The organism is Stenotrophomonas sp. YJH_SMC_127 (assembly GCF_059372445.1).
Window position 1 is genome coordinate 1 of record NZ_JCAFVO010000014.1, and the last position, 21168, is coordinate 21168.

Here is a 21168-nt window from a genome sequence, read left to right on the forward strand (position 1 = left end):
CCGGCACTACCGATCGGCGCGACCGTCTCCACGAGGTCGCGCCGCTCCTGCATAATCGGGGCATGAGTGTCCTGCGCTTCGACAATGTCAGCAAACAGTACGCCGGTGGCCACGAGGCGCTGATCGATGTCAGCTTCGAGGTCGCGCCGGGCGAGATGCTGTTCGTCACCGGCCATTCCGGTGCGGGCAAGAGCACCCTGCTCAAGTTGATCCACCTCGACGAGCGGCCCAGCCGCGGCGCGGTGGTGTTCGACGAGCGCAACCTGCTGAAGGTGCGCGGCGGCGACGTGCCCCGCCACCGACGCGCGGTGGGCGCGGTCTACCAGGACCACCGGCTGCTGATGGACCGCTCGATCGCCGAGAACGTGGCGCTGCCGCTGATCCTGCGCGGCACCCGCCGTGGCGACATCAGCAAGCGCGTGCGCTCGGTGCTGGAGCGGATGGGCCTGGGCCATCGCGAGAAGGCGCTGCCCTCGCAGCTGTCGGCCGGCGAGCAGCAGCGCGTGGGCATCGCCCGCGCCATCGTCGGCGAGCCCAAGCTGCTGGTGGCCGATGAGCCGACCGGCAACCTCGACCCGACCCTGGCGGCGGAGATCATGGCCCTGTTCGCCGAGCTGCCCTCGCGCGGCACCAGCGTACTGGTGGTCAGCCACGACCTGCCGCTGCTGCGCCGCATGCGCAAGCGCGTGCTGATCCTCGACCATGGCCGGCTGGTGGATGACATCTCGCCGCAGGACCTGGCGGAGTAACCGATGGCGAAGAACGAAAACAGCGAAGCCGCCGCCCCCTCACGCGTGGGCGTCTGGTTCCAGCACCACGTGCACAGCGTGGTGTTCAGCCTGGGCCGCGCCTGCCGCAAGCCATGGGCGACCCTGCTGACGGTGATGGTCATGGCGCTGGCGCTGGCGCTGCCGCTGGGCCTGTCGATCGCGCTGGACAACCTCAAGCAGTTCGCCGGCAGCGTGCAGCAGTCGCGCGACATCAATGTGTTCCTGAAGGGCAACGTCGATGCACCCGGCGCGCTGCGCCTGGCCGGCCAGCTGCGCGACCGCGACGACGTGGCCGAAGTGAACGTGCGCACGCCCGAGCAGGGCCTGCAGGAACTGCGCGATGCCGGCCTGGGTGAGGCGATCGACGCACTCAACGACAATCCGCTGCCTTCGCTGCTGGTGATCACTCCCGGCCAGGGCAAGGACGACGCACGCCTGGCGCGCGCGCTGGAAAGCCTGCCGGAGGCCGATCTGGTGCAGCACGATGCGCTGTGGCGCCAGCGCCTGGATGCCTGGCTTGCCTTCGGTGCGCGGCTGGTGCAGGTGCTGTCGGTCCTGCTCGGCGCGGGTGCCGCGCTGGTGGTCGGCAACACGGTGCGCCTGGACATCCAGGCCCGCCGCGAAGAGATCGGCGTGCTGCAGCTGCTCGGCGCCAGCGATGGCTTCATCCGCCGCCCGTTCCTGTATCTGGGCGCGTGGTACGGCCTGGGCGCCGGCGCGGTGGCGCTGGCCCTGATCGGCGCTGCGGGTGCCGCCCTGCGCATGCCGCTGGCCGAACTCTCGCGCAGCTACGGCAGCCCGTTCGTACTGCACGGCCTGGACCTGCTGCACGGCGGCCTGGTCCTGCTCGGCACGCTGCTGCTGGGTTGGCTGGGCGCCTGGCTGGTCACCGGCCACTTCCTCCGCCAGACCCGCCCGACCGACACCTGAGACCGGCATGCAACCGCAAGCGCTGAAACACCTTGAAGGGCCCGCGACGCGGGTGATGGTGGTCGATGGCTCGAAGCTGGTGCGCAAGCTGATCGCCGACGTCCTGCAGCGTGACCTGCCGGGCGTGGAGGTGATCGGCTGCGACAGCATCGAGGACGCACAGCAGGCGCTGGCACAGGGGCCGGTGGACCTGGTGACGACCTCGCTGACCCTGCGCGATGGCGACGGCCTGGCGCTGGCGCGGATGGTGCGCGAAGCGGCCGGCCAGGCCTATGTGCCGGTGATCGTGGTCTCCGGCGATGCCCAGCAGCACCTGGAGCAGCGCCGCTTCACCGAGTACGTCACCGACTATTTCGACAAATCGCTCGGCCATGAAGCACTGGCGACCTTCATCCGCGGCTACGTGCAGCCGCAGACCATCCCCGGTGCCACCATCCTCTATATCGAGGACAGCCGCGTGGTGGCCGAGGCTACCAAGCGCATGCTGGAACGCCAGCAGTTGAACGTGCTGCACGTGGTCAGCGCCGAAGAAGCGTTCACCCTGCTCACCGCCGAGTCGCTGGGCCGCAGTCGCCACCGCATCGACCTGGTGCTGACCGACGTCACCCTGAAGGGCGAACTGAGCGGTCGCGACGTGGTGCAGCGCGTGCGCGTGGATTTCGGCTACGGCAAGCGCCGCCTGCCGGTGCTGGTGATGACCGGCGATGGCAACCCACACAACCAGACCGGGCTGCTGCAGTCCGGTGCCAACGACCTGGTGCTCAAGCCGATCGAAGAACGGCTGCTGGTCACCAAGGTGCTGTTCCAGCTGAGGCTGGCCCGATTGAACGATGGACCTCTGTTGCGATGATGGATGAAGTAGCCGACACCCCGACGATCCAGCTGGAACCGAGCTGGAAGCAGCATGTCGGCGATTACCTGTTGCAGCCGCAGATGCGCGAGCTGTCCAGCTTCCTGCGCCAGCGCAAGGCCAGTGGCGCGGCGGTGTTCCCGCCCGGCCCGCAGATCTTCGCCGCGTTCGACGCCACGCCGTTCGAGCAGGTGAAGGTGGTGATCCTCGGGCAGGACCCGTACCACGGTCGCGGCCAGGCACATGGCCTGAGTTTCTCGGTGCCGCCGGGCGTGCCGGTGCCGCCGTCGCTGCTGAACATCTACAAGGAGATCGAGAGCGATCTCGGTATCCCGCGTCCGGACCACGGCTGCCTGATTCCGTGGGCGCAGCGTGGCGTGCTGCTGCTCAATGCGGTGCTGACGGTGGAAGAGGGCAAGGCCGGTGCGCACCAGGGTCGTGGCTGGGAAGGCTTCACCGACCACGTGGTGGATGTGCTCAACCGCGAGCGCGAAGGGCTGGTGTTCATGCTCTGGGGCGCCTATGCGCAGCAGAAGGGCAAGGTGATCGACACCCGCCGCCATCGCGTGCTGAAGTCGCCGCATCCGTCGCCGCTTTCGGCCCATCGGGGCTTCCTCGGCTGTCGTCATTTCTCGATGGCCAACGAGTACCTGCAGCGCTGCGGCCAGGCCCCGATCGACTGGTCGCTGCCGCCGCGCTCGGCACTCTGAGGGCTGGCGGGCCGCTGGGCCTGAACACCGGGCAACGTTCCCGGGCCTGAATGGGCCTTCAGAACGGCCCGTTCAGCTCCGCTTGACCGGAATCGGCCGCTTTACGCCAGCTAATTGCTTGAATTCCAAGGGATTGTGAATCCCGAAAAGCATGCTCGCCACTGTCATCAAATCGCGCTACGGTAGGGCTCTGTTTGGGACCAGTGTTGCATCAATGGGATGCTGGAACTTTTTCCTCCTTTAGCAGTCCAAATCCCGGACTGCTAAGATGGGTGCCTATGAGCCAGAACACCTCTACTGCCCTTGTGGCAAACAATCTCCCGATTCCCAGTGCGCTCGGTTCGCTGGACGCCTACATCGGTGCCGTGCACCAGATCCCGGTGCTGTCGGTCGATGACGAACAGGACCTGGCCCGTCGCTTCCGCGACGGCAACGATCTGGACGCTGCCCGCGAGCTGGTGCATTCGCACCTGCGCTTCGTGGTGCACGTGGCCCGCGGCTACAACGGCTACGGCCTTGCCCTGGGCGACCTGATCCAGGAAGGCAACATCGGCCTGATGAAGGCGGTCAAGCGCTTCGACCCGGACATGGGCGTGCGCCTGGTCTCCTTCGCGGTGCACTGGATCCGTGCCGAGATGCACGAGTTCATCCTGAAGAACTGGCGCATCGTGAAGGTCGCTACCACCAAGGCGCAGCGCAAGCTGTTCTTCAACCTGCGCAAGTCGAAGACGCGCCTGGGCTGGATGAACGCGGCTGAGGTGAGCGCGGTGGCCAAGGACCTGAACGTTTCCGAGCGCGAGGTCATGGAAATGGAGTCGCGCCTGTCGGGTCGCGATATCGGGTTCGATGCGCCGACCGACGAGGACAACGAGCACGCGCCGCCGTCGCCGGCTGCGTTCCTGGTTGCCGATGACGAAGACCCGTCGATGGCCTACGAGCGCGAGGACAGCGAAGACAACCAGATGCAGCTGCTGCGCGAAGGCCTGGCGGAACTGGATGCTCGCTCGCGCGACATCATCCGCCGCCGCTGGCTGGACGCGGACAGCAAGGTGACGCTGCAGGAACTGGCCGACGAGTACGGCGTGTCGGCCGAGCGCATCCGCCAGGTTGAAGCGAACGCGCTGAAGAAGATGAAGGCGCTGTTCACCGCGTAAGCGGGAAGGCGTTGGAATGAAGAAAGGCCCGGCGGAGATGCCGGGCCTTTTTGTTTCTGGAGCGCATCCACGCATGGCGTGGATCAATCCTGGCGCCAGGGCGGCAGCTGCGCCGACCGGAGCATGCGCTGGACGCTGATTTTCACGCCGTACCACTCGGTGGCACGGTATGATCATGTCACGTGTCTTCCGCACTCGAAGCTTCAACCGCAGTACACGACGTTCTTCACTGACCGATAGAGCCTTGTGCCGCGCGGCGGTGGAAATGCGTCAAGGACGGATTGATGCAGATATAGGGGGCGGCCTTCTCAAAAAGCGGGTTGCGCTGCCGGGCCGCGGAAAGCGCGGTAGCGCCCGCGTTATTGTCGCAACTAAGGTGGGGCGCTACTGGTTCTTTCTCTTCTGCTACGAGAAGAACGCGCGCGCGACCATCAGTAGTGCGGAACGGGACGCCCTTCAGCTGTATGTGTCTGAGTTCTTGAGAATGAGCCCTGAACAGTTGGACAGGGCAGTTATCTGCGGAGAACTGCAGGAGATTTGCCATGACAAAGACGGTTGAACATGGACGTGCAAAGAGTGCGATCCTCGATGCGGTGCATGAAGGCGCGGCGGGCCTTTACGCCAGCGGCTTCATCGACAAGCGGCGCATGAGCATGTACGAGGCGCTTTGTCTGGGGCCTGTGCCCGAATACAGCAGCGCCCAGATCCGTGCACTTCGCACGTCGTTGGAACTTAGCCAGCCGGTGTTCGCAGGTGTGCTCAACACCAGCGTTTCGACGGTCCGTAGCTGGGAACAGGGCGGGAAGAAGCCGAGCGGGCCGTCGCTGAAGCTTTTGAACCTGATTGATCGGAAGGGTCTCGAAGCAGTCCTGTAAAGCAAAGGCCCGGCAATGCCGGGCCTTTGCTTTACCGTGGTATTCAATCCGCGCCATGCATGGAAGCGGGGGTGTGCCTCACCCCTCGCGTGCGATCGCGCGCCAACCAATGTCGTTGCGGTGGAACGCGTTGGCCCAGCTCACCTTGGCCACGCCGGCATAGGCATTGGCCTGCGCGTCGCGCACGCTGTCGCCCAGTGCGGCCACGCACAGCACGCGACCGCCCGCACTGACCACGTGGCCCTGCGCATCCAATGCCGTACCGGCATGGAACACCTTGGCACTGGCCGGCACGTCGTCCAGGCCGGAAATCACGTCACCGGTGATCGGCGCTTCCGGGTACGGCCTGGCCGCCAGCACCACGCCCAGCGACGGGCGCGCGTCCCACTGCGCTTCGACCTCATCCAGGCGGCCATCGATGGCCGCTTCCACCAGCTCGACCAGGTCCGACTGCAGGCGCAGCATCACTGGCTGGGTTTCCGGGTCGCCAAAGCGCACGTTGAATTCGATCACCTTCGGTGCGCCGCTGGCATCGATCATCAGGCCGGCGTAGAGGAAACCGGTGAACGGGATGCCGTCGGCGATCATGCCCTGCACGGTGGGGTTCACCACCTCGCGCATCACCCGTGCATGCACCTCCGGCGTCACCACCGGGGCCGGCGAATAGGCGCCCATGCCGCCGGTGTTCGGGCCGGTGTCGCCGTCGCCGACGCGCTTGTGGTCCTGCGAGGTGGCCATCGGCAGCGCATGCACGCCGTCCACCATCGAAATGAAGCTGGCTTCCTCACCGTCGAGGAATTCCTCGATGACCACGCGCGCACCGGCATCGCCAAACGCGTTGCCGGACAGCATGTCACGCACCGCGTCCTCGGCCTCGGTCAGGCTCATCGCCACGATCACGCCCTTGCCGGCGGCCAGGCCATCGGCCTTGACCACGATCGGTGCGCCCTTCTCGCGCACATACGCCAGCGCGGCGTCCACGTCGCTGTGCACGGCGTAGTACGCGGTGGGGATGTTGTGGCGCGCCAGGAAGTCCTTGGCGTAGGCCTTGCTGCCTTCCAGCTGCGCGGCGGCGGCGGTTGGCCCGAAGATGCGCAGGCCGGCGGCGCGGAAGCGGTCGACCACGCCGGCCACCAGCGGTACTTCCGGGCCGACCACGGTCAGCGCTACGCCTTCGGCCTGGGCCAACGCCAGCAGGCCGTCGATATCGGTCACCTTGACTGCCACGTTGCGGCACGTGTCTTCGCTGGCGGTACCGGCGTTGCCGGGCGCCACGATCACTTCGGTGACACGGGAGGACTGGGCCAGCTTCCATGCCAGGGCGTGTTCGCGGCCGCCAGAGCCGATGACGAGGATCTTCATGGGACAGGGTTCTCGGGTACGGAAGAGAAAAGCCGGGCAGCGCCCGGCTTCGTGATGCGGATCAGTGGCGGAAGTGGCGCACGCCGGTGAACACCATGGCCAGGCCATGTTCGTCGGCGGCGGCGATCACTTCGGCATCGCGCATCGAACCGCCCGGCTGGATGACCGCCTTGATGCCGGCGGCTGCAGCGGCATCGATGCCATCGCGGAACGGGAAGAACGCATCGGAAGCCATCACCGAACCCTCGACCACCAGGTTCGCATCGGCGGCCTTGATGCCGGCGATGCGGGCCGAGTACACGCGGCTCATCTGGCCGGCGCCCACGCCAATCGTGCGGTTGTCCTTGGCGTACACAATCGCGTTGGACTTCACGAACTTGGCCACCTTCCAGGCGAACAGCAGGTCGGTGAACTGCTTGTCGGTCGGCGCCAGCTTGCTGACCACCTTCAGTTCGTCGCGGGTCATGCCGCGGTTGTCCGAGGACTGCAGCAGCAGGCCCGAGCCGACGCGCTTGCTGTCGAAGTTGTTCAGGCCATCACCGTGCGGGATGCGCAGCACGCGCACGTTGGCCTTCTTCTGTGCGTATTCCAGCGCGGCCGGCTCGTAATCCGGGGCAATCAGCACCTCAACGAACTGGCGGTCGAGGATGACCTTTGCAGTGGCCGCATCCAGCGGCTTGTTGAAGGCAATGATGCCGCCGAAGGCGCTGGTCGGGTCGGTGGCGTAGGCCAGCTCGTAGGCATCGCCGTTGCCGGCGCCAACCGCCACGCCGCACGGATTGGCGTGCTTGACGATGACGCAGGCCGGCGCATCGAACTGGCGCACGCATTCCCACGCCGCATCGGCGTCGGCCAGGTTGTTGTAGCTCAGCTCCTTGCCCTGCAGCTGCTGGAAGGTCGCCAGCGTGCCCGGCACCGGGTACAGGTCGCGGTAGAACGCGCCGCTCTGGTGCGGGTTCTCGCCGTAGCGCAGGTCCATCACCTTCACGAAGGTGGAGTTCATCTGCGCCGGGTACTCGGCACGTGCCGGTACGGCGGCGTCGGTGGCGGTGACCGCCGACAGGTAGTTGCTGATCGCCGCGTCGTACTGGGCGACGCGGTTGAACGCGGCCACCGAGAACGCGAAGCGGGTGGCGGCCGACAGCTGGCCGTCGTTGGCCGCCAGCGAGGCCAGCAGTTCGGCGTACTGCGACGGGTCGGTGGCCACCGCCACGCGGGCGAAGTTCTTGGCCGCCGAACGCAGCATGGCCGGGCCGCCGATGTCGATGTTCTCCACCGCGTCGGCCAGGGTGCAGTCGGCCTTGGCGGTGACCGATTCGAACGGGTACAGGTTCAGCACCAGCAGGTCGATGGCACCGATGCCGTGCTCAGCCATCACCGCATCATCCAGGCCGGAACGGCCCAGCAGGCCGCCGTGCACCATCGGGTGCAGGGTCTTGACCCGGCCGTCCATCATTTCCGGGAAACCGGTGACGTCGGCCACGTCCTTCACGGCCAGGCCCGCATCGCGGATCGCCTTGGCGGTGCCGCCGGTGGACAGCAGCTCCACGCCGCGTGCCGCCAGCGCAGTGGCCAGCTCGACCAGACCGGTCTTGTCGGAAACGGAGAGGAGGGCCCGGCGGACGGGCAACAGATCAGCAGTCATGGGACAGAATCGGCAGCGGAGCGGGGCCGATATTGTAGGCGGTGGGGGCCGGTGGCGGGCGCCGGCGGGGAAAATCGACCCGCACCCATGGCCTGTGGCCGCCTTCAGCACAGCCTGGCCGGGGGCGGTCCGCAAGCAATTCGATGGGGCGCGCTGCTCCAATCGGGTAGGCTGTGCCGGAACTGCCAAGGATCAGCGGGTTCGGATCGTGTCGATCTATGCATTGAAAGGACGTTTTCAGGACCTGTTGCGTCCGGCCGTACGCGGTCTGTACCGCATGGGGATCACCGCCAATGCGGTGACCGTGACCGCGGCCGCGGTCTCGCCGCTGGTGGCTGCCGCCGTCTGGTGCTGCGCGCCGGCCCAGCCCCTGCTGTACCTGCTGCTGCCACTGTGGATGCTGCTGCGCATGGCGCTCAACGCCGTGGACGGCATGCTGGCCCGCGAGTTCGGCCAGCAGTCGCGGCTGGGCGCCTATCTGAATGAGCTGTGCGATGTGATCGCCGATGCGGCGCTGTACCTGAGCCTGCTCAGCGTGCCGGGCGTGCGCCCCGAGATGCTGTGGCTGCTGGCCTGGACCGCGGCCCTGAGCGAGTACGCCGGGGTGCTGGGGCTGATGGTCGGTGCCAGCCGCCGCTATGACGGCCCGATGGGCAAGAGCGATCGCGCGTTCGTGATCGGTGCGCTGGGCCTGCTGCTGGCGTTCGAGTGGGTTGGCGCGATGACGGTCACTGGCGTGGCCGCGGTCATGGCGGTGCTGTGCGTGCTGACGATGGTCAACCGCGTCCGTCGGGGACTGCGGGAAGCAGCGGTTTCGCCGAATTAATCAAGCAGATACAAGAAGACAATCAGGAGATTGCATGCGTCAGGCGCAGGAACGGGAATTCCACAGCTTCGACCAGGTACCGCTGTTCTACCGGTACTGGGCGGGCACCACCGCAACGCCGGCCACCAAGGCCATCGTGCTGCTGCACCGCGGCCATGAGCACTCCGGCCGGGTCACCCACCTGGTCGATGAGCTGGACCTGCCCGACACCGCCTTCTTCGCCTGGGACGCGCGCGGCAATGGCCGTTCGCCGGGCGCACGGGGCGATGCACCGGGCTTCCCGGCGCTGGTGCGTGATCTGGACAGTTTCATCGCCCACATCGGCGCCGAGCACGGCATTGCGGTGGAAGACATCGTGGTGATCGCGCAGAGCGTAGGGGCGGTGGTCGCCGCGACCTGGGTGCACGATTACGCGCCACGCCTGCGCGCGCTGGTCATGGCCTCGCCGGCGTTCAAGGTGAAGCTGTACGTGCCGTTCGCGCGGCCGGGCCTGGCCTTGATGCAGAAGCTGCGTGGCAACTTCTTCGTCAACAGCTACGTCAAGCCGCAGTGGCTGACCCACGATCCGGCGCGGGTGGAAAGCTATCGCACCGACCCGCTGATCACCCGGCCGATTTCGGTGCGCGTGCTGCTGGGCCTGTACGAGGCGGCCGACCGCATCGTGGCCGATGCGCAGGCAATCAGCGTACCGGTGCAGCTGCTGGTGTCCGGCTCGGATTTCGTCGTGCACCGTGGCCCGCAGGACCGCTTCTACGAGCGCCTGTCCAGCCCGATCAAGGAGCGTGTGCATCTGCCGGGCTTCTTCCACGACACGCTGGGCGAGCGCGATCGGGCACCGGCACTGGCGCGCATCCGCAGCTTCATCCAGGCGCGTTTTGCCGAGCCGCTGCGCGAGCTGTCACGGCGCGACGCGCACCGTCACGGGCCAACCTTCGAAGAATCCGAGATCCTGGCCTGGCCACCGGAGCGCAACAGCATGGCCGACCTGCGCTGGCGCGTGGTGCGTGGCGGCCTGCGCTTCGGCGGCACGCTGTCCGAAGGCATCGCGCTGGGCCTGCGGACCGGTTTCGATTCCGGTAGCACGCTGGACTACATCTACCGGAATGAGGCGCGCGGCAAGGGCCCATTGGGGCGGATGGTCGACCGCAACTACCTGGATGCGATCGGCTGGCGTGGCATCCGCGTGCGCGGCCAGCACCTGCAGGAACTGCTGCGCGACGCTGCCCAGCGCCTGCGCGGGCAGGGCACGCCGGTGCGTGTGCTGGACGTGGCCGCCGGCCATGGCCGGTATGTGCTGGAAGCGCTGGGCCAGGGCGAACAGCGCGCCGACCGTATCGTGCTGCGTGATTTCAGCGATCTGAACGTGACCCAGGGCCAAGCGTTGATCGAGCGCCTCGGTGCGGCCGACATCGCCCGCTTCGAGCAGGGCGATGCGTTCGATCCGGCGCAACTGGCCAAGGTCGATCCAGCACCGACACTGGCGGTGGTCTCGGGCCTGTACGAACTGTTCCCCGACAACGACGCCGTGCTGCGCTCGCTGCAGGGCATTGCCGCAACGGTGCCGGCGGGAGGCTACCTGGCTTACACCGGCCAGCCCTGGCACCCGCAGCTGGAATTCATTGCCCGTGCCTTGACCAGCCACCGCGGTGGCGCGGCGTGGGTGATGCGCCGCCGTACCCAGCAGGAGATGGACGAGCTGGTGCGCCTGGCCGGGTTCGAGAAGGTGGCGCAGCGCATCGACGACTTCGGCATCTTCACCGTATCGCTGGCGCGCCGGACCGCGTGATGGCGACGCTCGCCGCATCCCCACTGGCCGCAGAGGGGCGCCCCTGGCGGCGCGCCCTGTTGTGGCTGGCCCTGCTGGGTCCGTTCTTCTTCGCCAGTTATGGCTTCGCCAACTGGATGGCCGGCCGCCACGCCACCCTGCCGGTGATGGCGTTCGGCTGGGAGACCCGCATCCCGTTCGTGCCATGGACCATCGTGCCGTACTGGTCGATCGACCTGTTCTACGCGGTCTCGTTCTTCCTGTGCCGGCAACGGCTGGAGCTGGACCGGCACGCATTGCGGCTGTTGAGCGCACAGCTGATCGCCGTGAGCTGCTTCCTGCTGTGGCCGCTGCGCTTCAGCTTCGAGCGTCCGCAGATCGGCGGTGTGTTCGGCTGGCTGTTCGATGTGCTGCTGGGCTTCGACAAGCCGTTCAACCAGGCACCGTCGCTGCACATCGTGTTGCTGATCGTGCTGTGGGTGAAGTTCGCACAGTACCTGCACGGGGTGTGGCGCTGGGCGCTGCACGCGTGGGCGCTGTTGATCGGCATCTCGGTGCTCACCACGTTCCAGCATCACTTCATCGATATCCCGACCGGCCTGCTGGCCGGCTGGTTGTGCGTGTGGCTGTGGCCGGAGCAGGGCACGCCACCGCTGCGTGCATGGCGCACGGCACGTGATGCCAAGCGCTGGCGCCTGGCAGGGGTGTACCTGCTGGGGGCCGCTGTACTGCTGGTGCCGGTGGTGCTTCTGCGTGGCGCCGCGTTGTGGCTGCTGTGGCCGGTGGTGTCGCTGCTGCTGGTGGCGCTGGCCTATGCCGGGCTGGGTACCGCGGTGTTCCAGAAGCGCGCCGATGGCCGCCTGACCATGGCGGCACGCTGGCTGCTGGCGCCGTACCTGGGCGCAGCCTGGGTCAATTCGCGGCTGTGGACGCGGCGTGCGCCGCATCCGGTGCCGGTGATGGATGACGTGTGGCTGGGACGCATTCCCTGTGCTGCGTTGCCAACACCGCTGGTCGGCGTGGTCGATACCTGTGCTGAACTGTCCTGCCGCGCGCCGGGCGCGGCGTATGCCAGCGTGCCGATGCTGGACCTGGTGGTGCCCACGCCGGAACAGCTGCGCGAGGCGGCCGATGCCATCGAGCGTCTGCGCGTGCAGGGGCCGCTGCTGGTGTGCTGCGCGCTGGGCTATTCGCGCAGCGCCGCCAGCGTCGCCACCTGGCTGCTGCGCAGTGGTCGTGCCGCCGATGCGAACGCGGCAGTGGCGATCGTGCGGGCTGCACGCCCCGGCATCGTGCTGCACGCGGCGCATCTGCATGCCATCATTGCTGCGGCAGGAGCGCGCGCATGAGCACGGTTCCCGATCTGGTGACCATGCAGCTGCTGCTGCGCCAGGGGCGTTGGCCGGCGCTGCTGTCGCTGGGCCTGTTGCTGGTGGCACTGCTGCTGCTCGGCACCGAGCCGGGGCTGGCGATGATCGCTGCCGGCCTGTTGCTGCTCAGTGTTGCCGCGGGCATCGCACAGGCCTACCACGCGTGGCGGGTGGGGCTGGATGCCAGCCTGCTGCAGCTGCTGCGCGATGAAGGACTGGAGGGCGAAGCCGCCGCACGCCGCATCGATCAGCTGCTGCACGACAGTGGCCTGCGCCGCGCGTCGCCCGATGCGCCACTGCGTGGCTGGGATGCGCGCTGGTCCGGCATGCGCCGCCTGCTGCTGCGCCAGTACCTGCTGACCGCAGTGCAGTTCGCACTGCTGGTGCTGGCCGTGGTGTGGCCGCAGACGTGAATGGGAGTGACCGATGTTTGCCGAACTGATTGCCCGCGCCTGCAGTGGCGCGATCCATGTGGTGACCGGCGCACGCGCGCTGTGGATCGGTTGCGCGCCGTCCAGCGAGCGCCGCGTGTACTACGGCAACCACGCCAGCCATGGTGACTTCGTGCTGATCTGGTCATCGATGCCACCGGCACTGCGGCGCCAGGTGCGCCCGGTGGCCGCGGCCGAGTACTGGCAGCGTGATGGCCTGCGTCGCTACCTGATCGATGCGGTGTTCAACGGTGTTCTGGTCGAGCGCGAGGCCGGCCATCGCCAGCAGGACCCGTTGCAGGTACTGCGCGATGCGGTGGACGAAGACTGCTCGCTGATCCTGTTCCCGGAAGGCACGCGCAATATCGGCGATGAACCGCTGTTGCCGTTCAAGAGCGGCATCTACCACCTGGCGCGGCAACGGCCGGAGCTGGAGTTCGTGCCGGTATGGATCGACAACCTGAAGCGGGTGATGCCGAAGGGGCGGTTCCTGCCGTTGCCGCTGCTGTGCACGGCCACCTTCGGCACGCCGCTGCGGCTGCAGGCCGACGAGGACAAGGCCGCATTCCTGGCCCGCAGCCGGCAGGCGCTGCTGGACCTGGCGCCGAATGGGGGTCGTGCATGAGTTTCGTGCTGGATGTATCTGGCGATCTGGCAACGCAGAGTGTCGGCCAGCAGACCGGCCTGCTGTTTGCCGGCGTCGGCGCGGTGCTGGTGCTGGCCACGCTGGTGGCCGAGACCCTGCGCTGGCGCCAGCGCGGTCAGCCCAGCGCGGTGATCGCCAACCTGGTGTCGCGTATCCGTGCATGGTGGGTGATGGCGATCGTGGTCGGGCTGGCGCTGTTCTTCGGCCGTGCCGGGGTGATCGTGCTGTTCGCGATCATTTCGTTGTTCGCGCTGCGCGAGTTCATCACCCTGGCGCCGACCCGTTCAGGCGACTACTACGCGCTGCTGGCTGCGTTCTACATCGTGCTGCCGTGGCAGTACTACCTGGTGTGGATCGACTGGTACGGCATGTACACGCTGCTGATCCCGGTCTATGCGTTCCTGTTCCTGCCGATCCTGTCGACCATCGGTGGCGATACCACGCACTACCTGGAGCGCACCGCGAAGGTGCAGTGGGGGTTGATGATCTGCGTGTTCTGCATCTCGCACGTGCCGCTGCTGCTGAACCTGCACGTGCCCGGTCATGACCCCTCGCGCAACGTGCTGCTGTTCGCCTTCCTGGTGATCGTGGTGCAGTCCTCGGACGTGTTGCAGTACATCTGGGGCAAGCTGCTGGGCCGGCACCTGATCGCGCCGAAGCTGTCGCCGTCGAAGACGGTGGAGGGCTTCGTGGGTGGCGTGCTGAGCGCCAGCGCGCTTGGGGCGGCGCTGTGGTGGATCACCCCGTTCACGCCGCTGCAGGCGTTCGGCCTGTCGCTGCTGATCAACCTGATGGGATTCTGGGGCGGCCTGGTGATGTCGGCGATCAAGCGCGACCGTGGGATCAAGGACTGGGGCCACATGATCGAGGGCCATGGCGGCATGCTCGACCGGCTCGATTCGGTGTGCTTCGCCGCGCCGGTGTTCTTCCATGTGGTGCGGTACTACTGGAAGGCGGGCGGCGGCGGGTGATCCCGCCGGGGCTGCATCCACGCATGGCGTGGATCTACCGGTAGTGCCGGCCGCTGGCCGGCAACTGCGACATCCTGCCATCGTTCATGGGGTTGCCGGCGAGCGGCCGGCACTACCCGCGCGCGCTCAGGCGCTGATGCCGTATTCCTTCAGTTTCTTGCGCAGGGTGGCGCGGTGGATGCCCAGCATCGCGGCGGCGCGGCTCTGGTTGCCTTCGCAGTGGTTGAGCACTTCCACGAACAGCGGGATTTCCATCTCGCGCAGCACGATCTCGTAGACATCGTCCGCGTCGCAGCCATCAAGATCACGCAGGTAGCGGCGCACGGACTGGGCGACGTGTTCACGCAGCGGTGGCCGGGGAGCGCCACGACTGTTGTCAGGACGAGAGAGGACAGCGTTCAAGGGGGTTCCCGATTCGGTTGGCCCGTGCGCGCGGAGCGCGCGGCCGGACGAGGTGGTGGCGGCCAGTCTAGCGCGAGCGTGCCCGACCTGCCACGGCTGGTCGCCTCTACCCTGGTCAGAGGAAGTCGAAGGTGAATGCGTCGGTGGACGCGGCGGGCTCCTGCACGCGGAACGCGATGCGCGCACTCTGGCCCGGTTCCAGCACGGTCGTGGCCGGGCTTTCGCCGAGGTATTGCGCGGGCGTGAACACGCCGCTGCCGATCACCCGGCCATCGGCATCGGATAGTGACAGGCGCAGGTCCGGCCAGGCCTGTGCCCAGCGCGCATCGTTGCGGATGCTGGCCTGCACCTGCAGCACACCGGCCTGGCCGGGCAGGGGGCGGATCTCGCGGCTGGTCATGGTGAACGCGGTCGGCTCGTGCCAGGCCGGCAGGTTGCAGCGCAGCACGCCGCACAGTGCGCCCAGCCAGGTGCGGTTGCCGGCGTCGGCGGCCAGGCGCGCACGATCGGCCAGCACGCTCTGCAGTACCAGCAGCAGTGCCAGCCCGGCGACCAGCACCCAGTGCCAGCGCGGCGTCGGCAGCGCGCGCGGCCGCGAAGTGCCCAGGAAGCTCGGCGCATCGCCGGCCACCGCCTGCGCGGCCGGGACGGCAAGGACGGGTTCGATCACGGTCGCTTCGTCGAGGATGACGGTGTCATCGAGCTGTCGCGTCTCCGCCATCGGCGGCAGCGCCGCGTCGAGCGGGTCGCCGGACTTCGCGGCAGGGATGTCATGCGCCGACGGGTCGGGCGTGCGCGCGTCGGTCGCAGGTGCGGCCTCGCCTTCCGACGCGGGGCGCAGGAAGGTGGCCAAAGGGCGGCGCGGCGGGTTCGGCTCGGACATGCTCAGGGCGCGGGCTCGGATCCAGCGGTCATTCAATCACGATCAGGCGCGGCGCGTGCCGGTGATGCGCATCCAGTCGCCATCCTGGATGGCCTGCAGATCGTCGAACCACGCGGCATAACGCTGCAGCAGTTCGCCTTCCTGGCCCTGCAGGATGCCCGACAGGGCGATGCGACCGCCGGCGGCGACGCGTGCGGCCAGCAGCTCGGCCAGCGCATCCAGTGCCGAGGCAAGGATGTTGGCGACCACGATCGGGTAGGTGGTGACCGGTTCGTCCTGCGGCAGGTACACCTGCATGCGGGCCTGCTCGCCATTGCGCTCGGCATTGTCGGCGGTGGCGACCAGCGCCTGCGGGTCGTTGTCCACGCCGATCGCTTCGGCGGCGCCCAGCTTCAGCGCGGCCAGCGCGAGGATGCCCGAGCCGCAGCCGAAGTCGAGCACGCGCTGGCCCTGCAGCTGGCCGTCCACGGCCAGCTGGTCCAGCCAGCGCAGGCACAGGGCAGTGGTCGGGTGGGTGCCCGAGCCGAAGGCCAGGCCCGGGTCCAGCCGCACCACGGCGGCATCGGCGGCCTGTGCAGCCTCCGGCAGTTCATGGTTCCACGGCACGATCCAGGTGCGGCTGCCGAAATCCATCGGCTGGAACTGGTCCAGCCATGCGCGCTCCCAGTCTTCGTCTTCGACCGCGCGGAAGCTGCCATTGCTCCAGTCCAGTTCCGGGTCGAAGGATTCCAGGGCGGCCAGCAGCAGCAGCGCATTGCTGTCGGCGGGGAACAGCGCGCTCAGCACCAGGGTGTCCCACAGCGGCGTTTCCCCCACGCCGGGTTCGAGGATGGCCTGTTCGTTGCTGGTGTCGGCTTCGGCATCAAGCAGGGTCACGGCCAGTGCGCCGACGTCCTCCAGCGCATTTTCATAGCGGGGCTGGGTGGCTTCGGTGCAGCGCAGGGTCAGTTCCAGGAACGGCATGGCGGTGGGGACAGTCGCGGGAAAGGGGGCAATGCTAGACCATCGGGGCGTCTCCGTATTGCCTGAGATGCCGCTCTGAGATGAATGGGGGCAGTTCAGACAGGCCTGCCGGGCCTTGCTAAACTCGGCGCTTTCCTGTGTGCCGTGAACGCTCACCACCGCCGATGGCCTTCGCTCCGACCCTGAAAACCTGGTTGCTCGTGCTGCCGGCGGTGGCCGTGCTGGGCGTGGCCGGGTATCGGGCCAGCGGCCATGCCGCGGGCGTGGCGTCGACGTCGGCGTCGCCGGACCTGCCGCTGGCCATGGCCAGCCGTGACGGCGGAGCGCCGCTGCCGGTGGTGCCGGAAGCCCTGGCGCGGCGGCTGGCGGCTTTCGAGCGCGGCAACACGCTGCCGTCGGGCCTGCCGCTGGACCTGCGCGCCGACATCGAAGACGCCAGCGACCTGTATGCCTACGCCCAGCGCCTGCGCGCACAGGCCGACAACGGCAATCACGAGGCGCGCTGGATGCTCAGCCGCGTCTATGACTATTGCGCGCAGTACGCACTCGATCCGGGTGGCTACCGCCTGGACAACAACGTACTGAGCGGGTTGGGCCTGACTGCGGCGCCGGCGATGATCGAGGCACGCGAGCGCGTGGCACAGCGGTGTGGCGGTTTCGTGCCGGGCGACAAGCTGGGCGCGGCGCTGGTGCTGGCCGAACGCCGCAAGGCGGCCGCGCAGGGCAACCTGGCCGCGGAAGCGTCGCTGTTCGCCGAGGGCGAGCCCTTGCATGACAGTGCCGAGTACCGCCGCGACCTGGTCGAGCGCGTGCGCACCTCGCGCGACCCCGAGGCCTACATGGCCATCGCGCCAGGCATGGGCGTGCGTGCGGCCGGTGACCGCGCGCTTGACGGGCTGGTGGCGGGCGAGCAGCTCAGTGAACTTGCATGGCGGCTTGCGGCCTGTGAACTCGGCCTGGCCTGTGGAGCGGACAGCGTGCTGGTCAACAATTTTTGTGCGAACGGAGGGATCTGTTCGCAGGATGGAGCGCAGGATTTCCGGGATTTCGTGTATGACGCTGCGGTATCGCGGCAAGGTGCTGGGAAAATGAAGGAATGGATCAAGCGATTGGTTGGAAAGAGGGACGGGCGATGAATTACCGTCGATTCCTGCATGGGGCCAAGTTCTGGTTCTGGGTGGCGCTGTTCGTGGCCTACTCGGCTGGGGCGGTTGGCCTGCTGATGATCGATACCTACGAGGACCGCTACCGGCATCTGTCGAAGGTGGAGCTGACCACGGTGAAGGCGCAGGAAGACGTGCGCCGCGCCGGTGCCAGCCAGGTCGCTGCGGTCTACCGCGCGCAGAGTGGCATGCCATTCGCTTCACTGCCGGCCGGCAGCACCTTCCAGGTGGTGTGGCCCGATGGTTCGACCGAAACCATGGTGATCGTCGATCCGACCTCGCCCAATGGCGTGCGGCCGCTGGCCCATTCGCAGATTCCGGCCGACGTGGCCGACAAGCGCTGACGTGCTCGCTGTGGAGCCGAGCCCATGCTCGGCTGTGCTTGGCGGCAAGCCGAGCATGGGCCCGGCTCTACATGAACAGAAAAGGGCGGGGAGATCCCCGCCCTTTTCATGTCCAGCACCTGGCGCCGATCAGGTCAATGCGATCGGCTTGTTCTTGCGCTCGGCCAGGCGCTTTTCCAGGTAGTGGATGTTCTGGCCACCGGCCTGGAAGCCCTTGTCACGCATGATCCGCTGCTGCAGGGCGATGTTGGTCTTGATGCCATCGACCACCATTTCGCTCAGTGCCACCCGCATGCGGGCAATGGCGGTTTCGCGGTCCGGGCCGTGCACGATCAGCTTGCCGATCATCGAGTCGTAGTTCGACGGCACGCGGTAGCCACTGTAGATGTGGGTGTCCACGCGCACGCCGGGGCCACCCGGCGGATGGAAGCCGGTGATGGTGCCCGGGCTCGGCACGAAGGTTTCGGCATCTTCAGCGTTGATGCGGCACTCGATGGCATGGCCGGTCAGCACCACGTCGCTCTGCTTGATCGACAGCTTCTGGCCGGCGGCGATCTTCAGCTGCTCGGCCACCAGGTCGATGCCGGTGACCATTTCGGTGACCGGATGCTCCACCTGGATGCGGGTGTTCATTTCGATGAAGTAGAAGCGGCCGTCCTCGTACAGGAACTCGAACGTGCCCGCGCCGCGGTAGCCGATGCGGATGCAGGCTTCCACGCAGACCTTGCCGATCTGCTCGCGCTGCTCGGCGGTGATGCCCGGCGCCGGTGCCTCTTCCACCACCTTCTGGTGGCGGCGCTGCATCGAGCAGTCGCGCTCACCGAGGTGGATGGCGTTGCCCTGTCCGTCGGCCAGCACCTGGATTTCCACGTGGCGCGGATTCTCCAGGAACTTCTCCATGTAGACCTCGCCATTGCCGAACGCGGCCTTGGCCTCGCTCTTGGTGGTTTCGATCGAGGTCTTCAGCGACGCTTCGGCGTGCACCACGCGCATGCCGCGACCACCGCCACCGCCGGCCGCCTTGATGATGACCGGGTAACCGATCTCGCGGGCGATCTTGGTGTTGGCGACGATGTCCTCGCCGAGCGGGCCGCCCGAGCCGGGCACGCACGGTACGCCCGCGGCCTTCATCGCGCGGATGGCTTCGACCTTGTCACCCATCATGCGGATGGTGTCGGCCTTGGGGCCGATGAAGATGAAGCCGGATTCTTCCACGCGTTCGGCGAAGTCGGCGTTCTCCGACAGGAAGCCGTAGCCCGGGTGGATGGCCTGGGCATCGGTGACTTCCGCCGCCGCGATCAGGGCCGGGATGTTGAGGTAGCTCTGCGGCGACGGCGCCGGACCGATGCAGACCGACTCGTCGGCCATGGCCACGTGCTTGAGGTTGCGGTCGACCGTGGAGTGCACGGCCACCGTGCGGATGCCGAGGGTATGGCACGCGCGCAGGATGCGCAGCGCGATCTCCCCTCGGTTGGCGATGACGACTTTGTCGAGCATGGCGCGCCCCTCAGCCGATCACGAACAGCGGCTGGTCGAATTCCACCGGCTGGCCGTTCTCGCCGAGGATGGCAACGATGGTGCCGGAGGTGTCGGCTTCGATCGGGTTGAACATCTTCATCGCTTCGATGATGGCCAGGGTTTCGCCTTCCTTGACCTGCTGGCCCACGGTGACGAAGGCCGGCTTGTCCGGGGCGGACGATGCGTAGAAGGTGCCGACCATCGGCGAGCGCAGCACGTGGCCTTCCGGCAGTGCCGGGCCCGGCTTGGCGCTGCCGCCGGTGGAGGCTTCGGTCGGCGACTGCATCGGCATCGCCTGCGGCGCCGGGGCGGCCGGAGCGGCATACACCGGCGCGGCGACCGGGGCGGCATAGCCGGCTACCGGGGCGCGCGACAGGCGCACCGACTCTTCGCCTTCCTTGATTTCGATTTCAGCCAGGTTCGACTCTTCCAGCAGGTCGATCAGCTTCTTGATTTTGCGGAGATCCATGGTGGCCTCTTTGCTCGTGATGTCAGTGTGGTGGAGAGTGCGGTTGCACTCGGTTCAAAGCAGTTCGTAGAACTCGCGCAGCTGCCGCGTACGGTCGCGCGTCTGGGTGATCAGGCATTGCATCTTCGCGGGGTTGCGCGAGGTGCCGTCTGCATTGAAGGCATACACCGCCTCGCAATCTGCATCGCGCAAGGTGATCCAGATGCGCTGGGCCTTCACCAGCTGCTGTTCGGCCGCCGCGCAGCGGCTGCAGCTGCCATCGGTTGCCTGCGCCTTCAGTTCGCCACGCGCCTGCGCGTAGACGGCGTTCAATGCGCTGTCGGCATCATCCAGGCGATCGGAATCGCACATGTCGCGCTCGTAGCCGCCGCTTGCCTGTGCGCAGTCGATGCCCGCGGCCGCGCGCTCGGCAGCGACACTGGCGCCGCACAGACCGGCCCACAGCAGGATGCCGGCAAGCACACGCGGCGGCATCTTCACGCGTTGGCCGCCTGCACGCGCAGCAGCGCCGCGTCCATCGCGTAGCGGTAGCTGTCGGCACCGAAACCGCATACCACGCCCACTGCCTTGTCACTGAAGTAGCTGTGCTGGCGGAACGGCTCACGGGTATGCGGGTTGGACAGGTGGATCTCGATGAACGGCACCGCCACCGCCGCCAGCGCATCGCGCAGGGCGACCGAGGTGTGGGTGAAGGCGGCGGGGTTGATCAGGATGAAAGCGGTTCCGTCGCTGCGCGCAGCCTGCACGCGGTCTACCAGCACATGCTCGGCGTTGGACTGCAGGCGTTCCACGGTGTGTCCGGCGGCCGATGCCTGGGCAGCCAGGGCCTGGTCGATGTCGGCCAGCGTGGTGTGGCCGTAGACCTCCGGCTCGCGGGTGCCGAGCAGGTTGAGGTTGGGGCCGTGCAGGACCAGCAGCTTCGCCATGGGATCCGGAAGACGGGAAAGGGCGGCAGTCTGGCGGAACCGGCGGATGCTGTCCAGTTCGGCGAAGTTTGCAGCGTTTCAATCGTATGTTTGAAATCTGCCGGAGCGCTTGCGCCCGTATGGCGGGCGCTGGATCAAGGCGCGCTGAACGTGGTGCTGGACGGGGATGCGTGCACGTAGGCCGACGATGCCGGC

24 protein-coding genes are annotated in these 21168 nt (G+C 67.4%); 15 read left to right on the forward strand and 9 right to left on the reverse strand.

Features of this window, described 5'->3' with window-relative positions; all coding sequences use genetic code 11:
• Positions 1-62 precede the first annotated feature (62 nt).
• The 7 genes from ftsE (at position 63) to AC5QAB_RS20075 (ending at position 5289) form a co-directional block, all read left to right on the forward strand.
• Positions 63-749: a cell division ATP-binding protein FtsE gene (ftsE, locus tag AC5QAB_RS20045; RefSeq protein WP_014648630.1), complete on the forward strand. Its 687-nt coding sequence runs from the start codon at positions 63-65 to the stop codon at positions 747-749.
• Positions 750-752: 3 nt separating this feature from the next.
• Positions 753-1700, forward strand: a complete 948-nt coding sequence (gene ftsX, locus AC5QAB_RS20050; protein WP_032961674.1) for a permease-like cell division protein FtsX — start codon at positions 753-755, stop codon at positions 1698-1700.
• Positions 1701-1707: 7 nt separating this feature from the next.
• Positions 1708-2550 (forward strand): response regulator, encoded by an 843-nt coding sequence (locus AC5QAB_RS20055; protein ID WP_019660837.1) that lies wholly within the window; start codon positions 1708-1710, stop codon positions 2548-2550.
• Positions 2547-3260 (forward strand): uracil-DNA glycosylase, encoded by a 714-nt coding sequence (gene ung, locus AC5QAB_RS20060; protein WP_197561442.1) that lies wholly within the window; start codon positions 2547-2549, stop codon positions 3258-3260. The genes AC5QAB_RS20055 and ung overlap by 4 nt, the downstream gene beginning before the upstream one ends.
• 278 nt (positions 3261-3538) lie before the next feature.
• Positions 3539-4414, forward strand: coding sequence for an RNA polymerase sigma factor RpoH (rpoH, locus tag AC5QAB_RS20065; protein ID WP_005411269.1), 876 nt, complete (start codon positions 3539-3541; stop codon positions 4412-4414).
• 175 nt (positions 4415-4589) lie between these two features.
• Positions 4590-4973 carry a type II toxin-antitoxin system RelE/ParE family toxin gene (locus AC5QAB_RS20070; protein ID WP_241884811.1) on the forward strand — a complete coding sequence of 128 codons (384 nt, stop codon included), beginning with the start codon at positions 4590-4592 and terminating at the stop codon, positions 4971-4973.
• Positions 4957-5289 carry a helix-turn-helix domain-containing protein gene (locus AC5QAB_RS20075; RefSeq protein WP_169411602.1) on the forward strand — a complete coding sequence of 111 codons (333 nt, stop codon included), beginning with the start codon at positions 4957-4959 and terminating at the stop codon, positions 5287-5289. Before AC5QAB_RS20070 ends, AC5QAB_RS20075 begins: the two co-directional genes overlap by 17 nt.
• A gap of 78 nt (positions 5290-5367) precedes the next feature.
• Here the strand turns inward: AC5QAB_RS20075 and purD are convergent, their stop codons facing one another.
• Together purD and purH are read right to left on the reverse strand one after the other, a co-directional pair.
• Complete coding sequence (gene purD, locus AC5QAB_RS20080) at positions 5368-6651, reverse strand: phosphoribosylamine--glycine ligase (protein ID WP_014648625.1); 1284 nt, start codon at positions 6649-6651, stop codon at positions 5368-5370.
• 61 nt (positions 6652-6712) lie between these two features.
• Positions 6713-8296, reverse strand: a complete 1584-nt coding sequence (gene purH / locus AC5QAB_RS20085) for a bifunctional phosphoribosylaminoimidazolecarboxamide formyltransferase/IMP cyclohydrolase (RefSeq protein ID WP_005411265.1) — start codon at positions 8294-8296, stop codon at positions 6713-6715.
• Positions 8297-8504: 208 nt separating this feature from the next.
• Between purH and AC5QAB_RS20090 the strand changes: the two genes are divergently transcribed.
• Genes AC5QAB_RS20090 through AC5QAB_RS20115 form a run of 6 tightly spaced genes read left to right on the forward strand, consistent with a single transcriptional unit; the run spans position 8505 to position 14305 of the window.
• Positions 8505-9122 (forward strand): CDP-alcohol phosphatidyltransferase family protein, encoded by a 618-nt coding sequence (locus tag AC5QAB_RS20090; RefSeq protein ID WP_197561444.1) that lies wholly within the window; start codon positions 8505-8507, stop codon positions 9120-9122.
• A gap of 34 nt (positions 9123-9156) precedes the next feature.
• Complete coding sequence (locus tag AC5QAB_RS20095) at positions 9157-10908, forward strand: bifunctional alpha/beta hydrolase/class I SAM-dependent methyltransferase (RefSeq protein WP_005411263.1); 1752 nt, start codon at positions 9157-9159, stop codon at positions 10906-10908.
• Positions 10908-12236 carry a phosphatase PAP2/dual specificity phosphatase family protein gene (locus AC5QAB_RS20100; RefSeq protein WP_495233586.1) on the forward strand — a complete coding sequence of 443 codons (1329 nt, stop codon included), beginning with the start codon at positions 10908-10910 and terminating at the stop codon, positions 12234-12236. The genes AC5QAB_RS20095 and AC5QAB_RS20100 overlap by 1 nt, the downstream gene beginning before the upstream one ends.
• Positions 12233-12670 carry a hypothetical protein gene (locus tag AC5QAB_RS20105; protein WP_111205600.1) on the forward strand — a complete coding sequence of 146 codons (438 nt, stop codon included), beginning with the start codon at positions 12233-12235 and terminating at the stop codon, positions 12668-12670. Before AC5QAB_RS20100 ends, AC5QAB_RS20105 begins: the two co-directional genes overlap by 4 nt.
• 13 nt (positions 12671-12683) lie before the next feature.
• Positions 12684-13313 carry a lysophospholipid acyltransferase family protein gene (locus tag AC5QAB_RS20110; RefSeq protein WP_014648619.1) on the forward strand — a complete coding sequence of 210 codons (630 nt, stop codon included), beginning with the start codon at positions 12684-12686 and terminating at the stop codon, positions 13311-13313.
• A complete protein-coding gene (locus AC5QAB_RS20115; protein ID WP_014648618.1) occupies positions 13310-14305 on the forward strand; it encodes a phosphatidate cytidylyltransferase in 996 nt (331 codons plus the stop codon). Before AC5QAB_RS20110 ends, AC5QAB_RS20115 begins: the two co-directional genes overlap by 4 nt.
• A 126-nt stretch (positions 14306-14431) precedes the next feature.
• Here the strand turns inward: AC5QAB_RS20115 and fis are convergent, their stop codons facing one another.
• The 3 genes from fis to prmA form a co-directional block, all read right to left on the reverse strand.
• Positions 14432-14707 carry a DNA-binding transcriptional regulator Fis gene (gene fis / locus AC5QAB_RS20120; RefSeq protein WP_005419706.1) on the reverse strand — a complete coding sequence of 92 codons (276 nt, stop codon included), beginning with the start codon at positions 14705-14707 and terminating at the stop codon, positions 14432-14434.
• Positions 14708-14822: 115 nt separating this feature from the next.
• Positions 14823-15590, reverse strand: coding sequence for a DUF3426 domain-containing protein (locus AC5QAB_RS20125; protein WP_495233587.1), 768 nt, complete (start codon positions 15588-15590; stop codon positions 14823-14825).
• A 42-nt stretch (positions 15591-15632) separates the two neighbouring features.
• Entirely contained in the window at positions 15633-16553 is a 921-nt protein-coding gene (prmA, locus tag AC5QAB_RS20130; protein WP_197561446.1) for a 50S ribosomal protein L11 methyltransferase, read from the reverse strand.
• Between the two features lie 164 nt (positions 16554-16717).
• On the opposite strand from prmA, the gene AC5QAB_RS20135 reads away from it, so the two are divergent.
• Entirely contained in the window at positions 16718-17689 is a 972-nt protein-coding gene (locus tag AC5QAB_RS20135; protein ID WP_014648615.1) for a hypothetical protein, read from the forward strand.
• A complete protein-coding gene (locus tag AC5QAB_RS20140; RefSeq protein ID WP_032959077.1) occupies positions 17686-18060 on the forward strand; it encodes a hypothetical protein in 375 nt (124 codons plus the stop codon). Before AC5QAB_RS20135 ends, AC5QAB_RS20140 begins: the two co-directional genes overlap by 4 nt.
• A gap of 129 nt (positions 18061-18189) precedes the next feature.
• On the opposite strand, the gene accC is transcribed toward AC5QAB_RS20140, so the two are convergent.
• Genes accC through aroQ form a run of 4 tightly spaced genes read right to left on the reverse strand, consistent with a single transcriptional unit; the run spans position 18190 to position 20973 of the window.
• Positions 18190-19557, reverse strand: a complete 1368-nt coding sequence (gene accC / locus AC5QAB_RS20145) for an acetyl-CoA carboxylase biotin carboxylase subunit (protein ID WP_014648613.1) — start codon at positions 19555-19557, stop codon at positions 18190-18192.
• A gap of 10 nt (positions 19558-19567) precedes the next feature.
• Complete coding sequence (gene accB / locus AC5QAB_RS20150; RefSeq protein WP_005419696.1) at positions 19568-20047, reverse strand: acetyl-CoA carboxylase biotin carboxyl carrier protein; 480 nt, start codon at positions 20045-20047, stop codon at positions 19568-19570.
• Positions 20048-20101: 54 nt separating this feature from the next.
• Complete coding sequence (locus AC5QAB_RS20155) at positions 20102-20527, reverse strand: lysozyme inhibitor LprI family protein (protein ID WP_032959079.1); 426 nt, start codon at positions 20525-20527, stop codon at positions 20102-20104.
• The gene (gene aroQ / locus AC5QAB_RS20160; protein WP_197561447.1) at positions 20524-20973 is read right to left on the reverse strand and encodes a type II 3-dehydroquinate dehydratase; all 450 of its coding nucleotides are present in this window, start codon (positions 20971-20973) and stop codon (positions 20524-20526) included. Before aroQ ends, AC5QAB_RS20155 begins: the two co-directional genes overlap by 4 nt.
• Between the last annotated feature and the right edge of the window lie 195 nt (positions 20974-21168).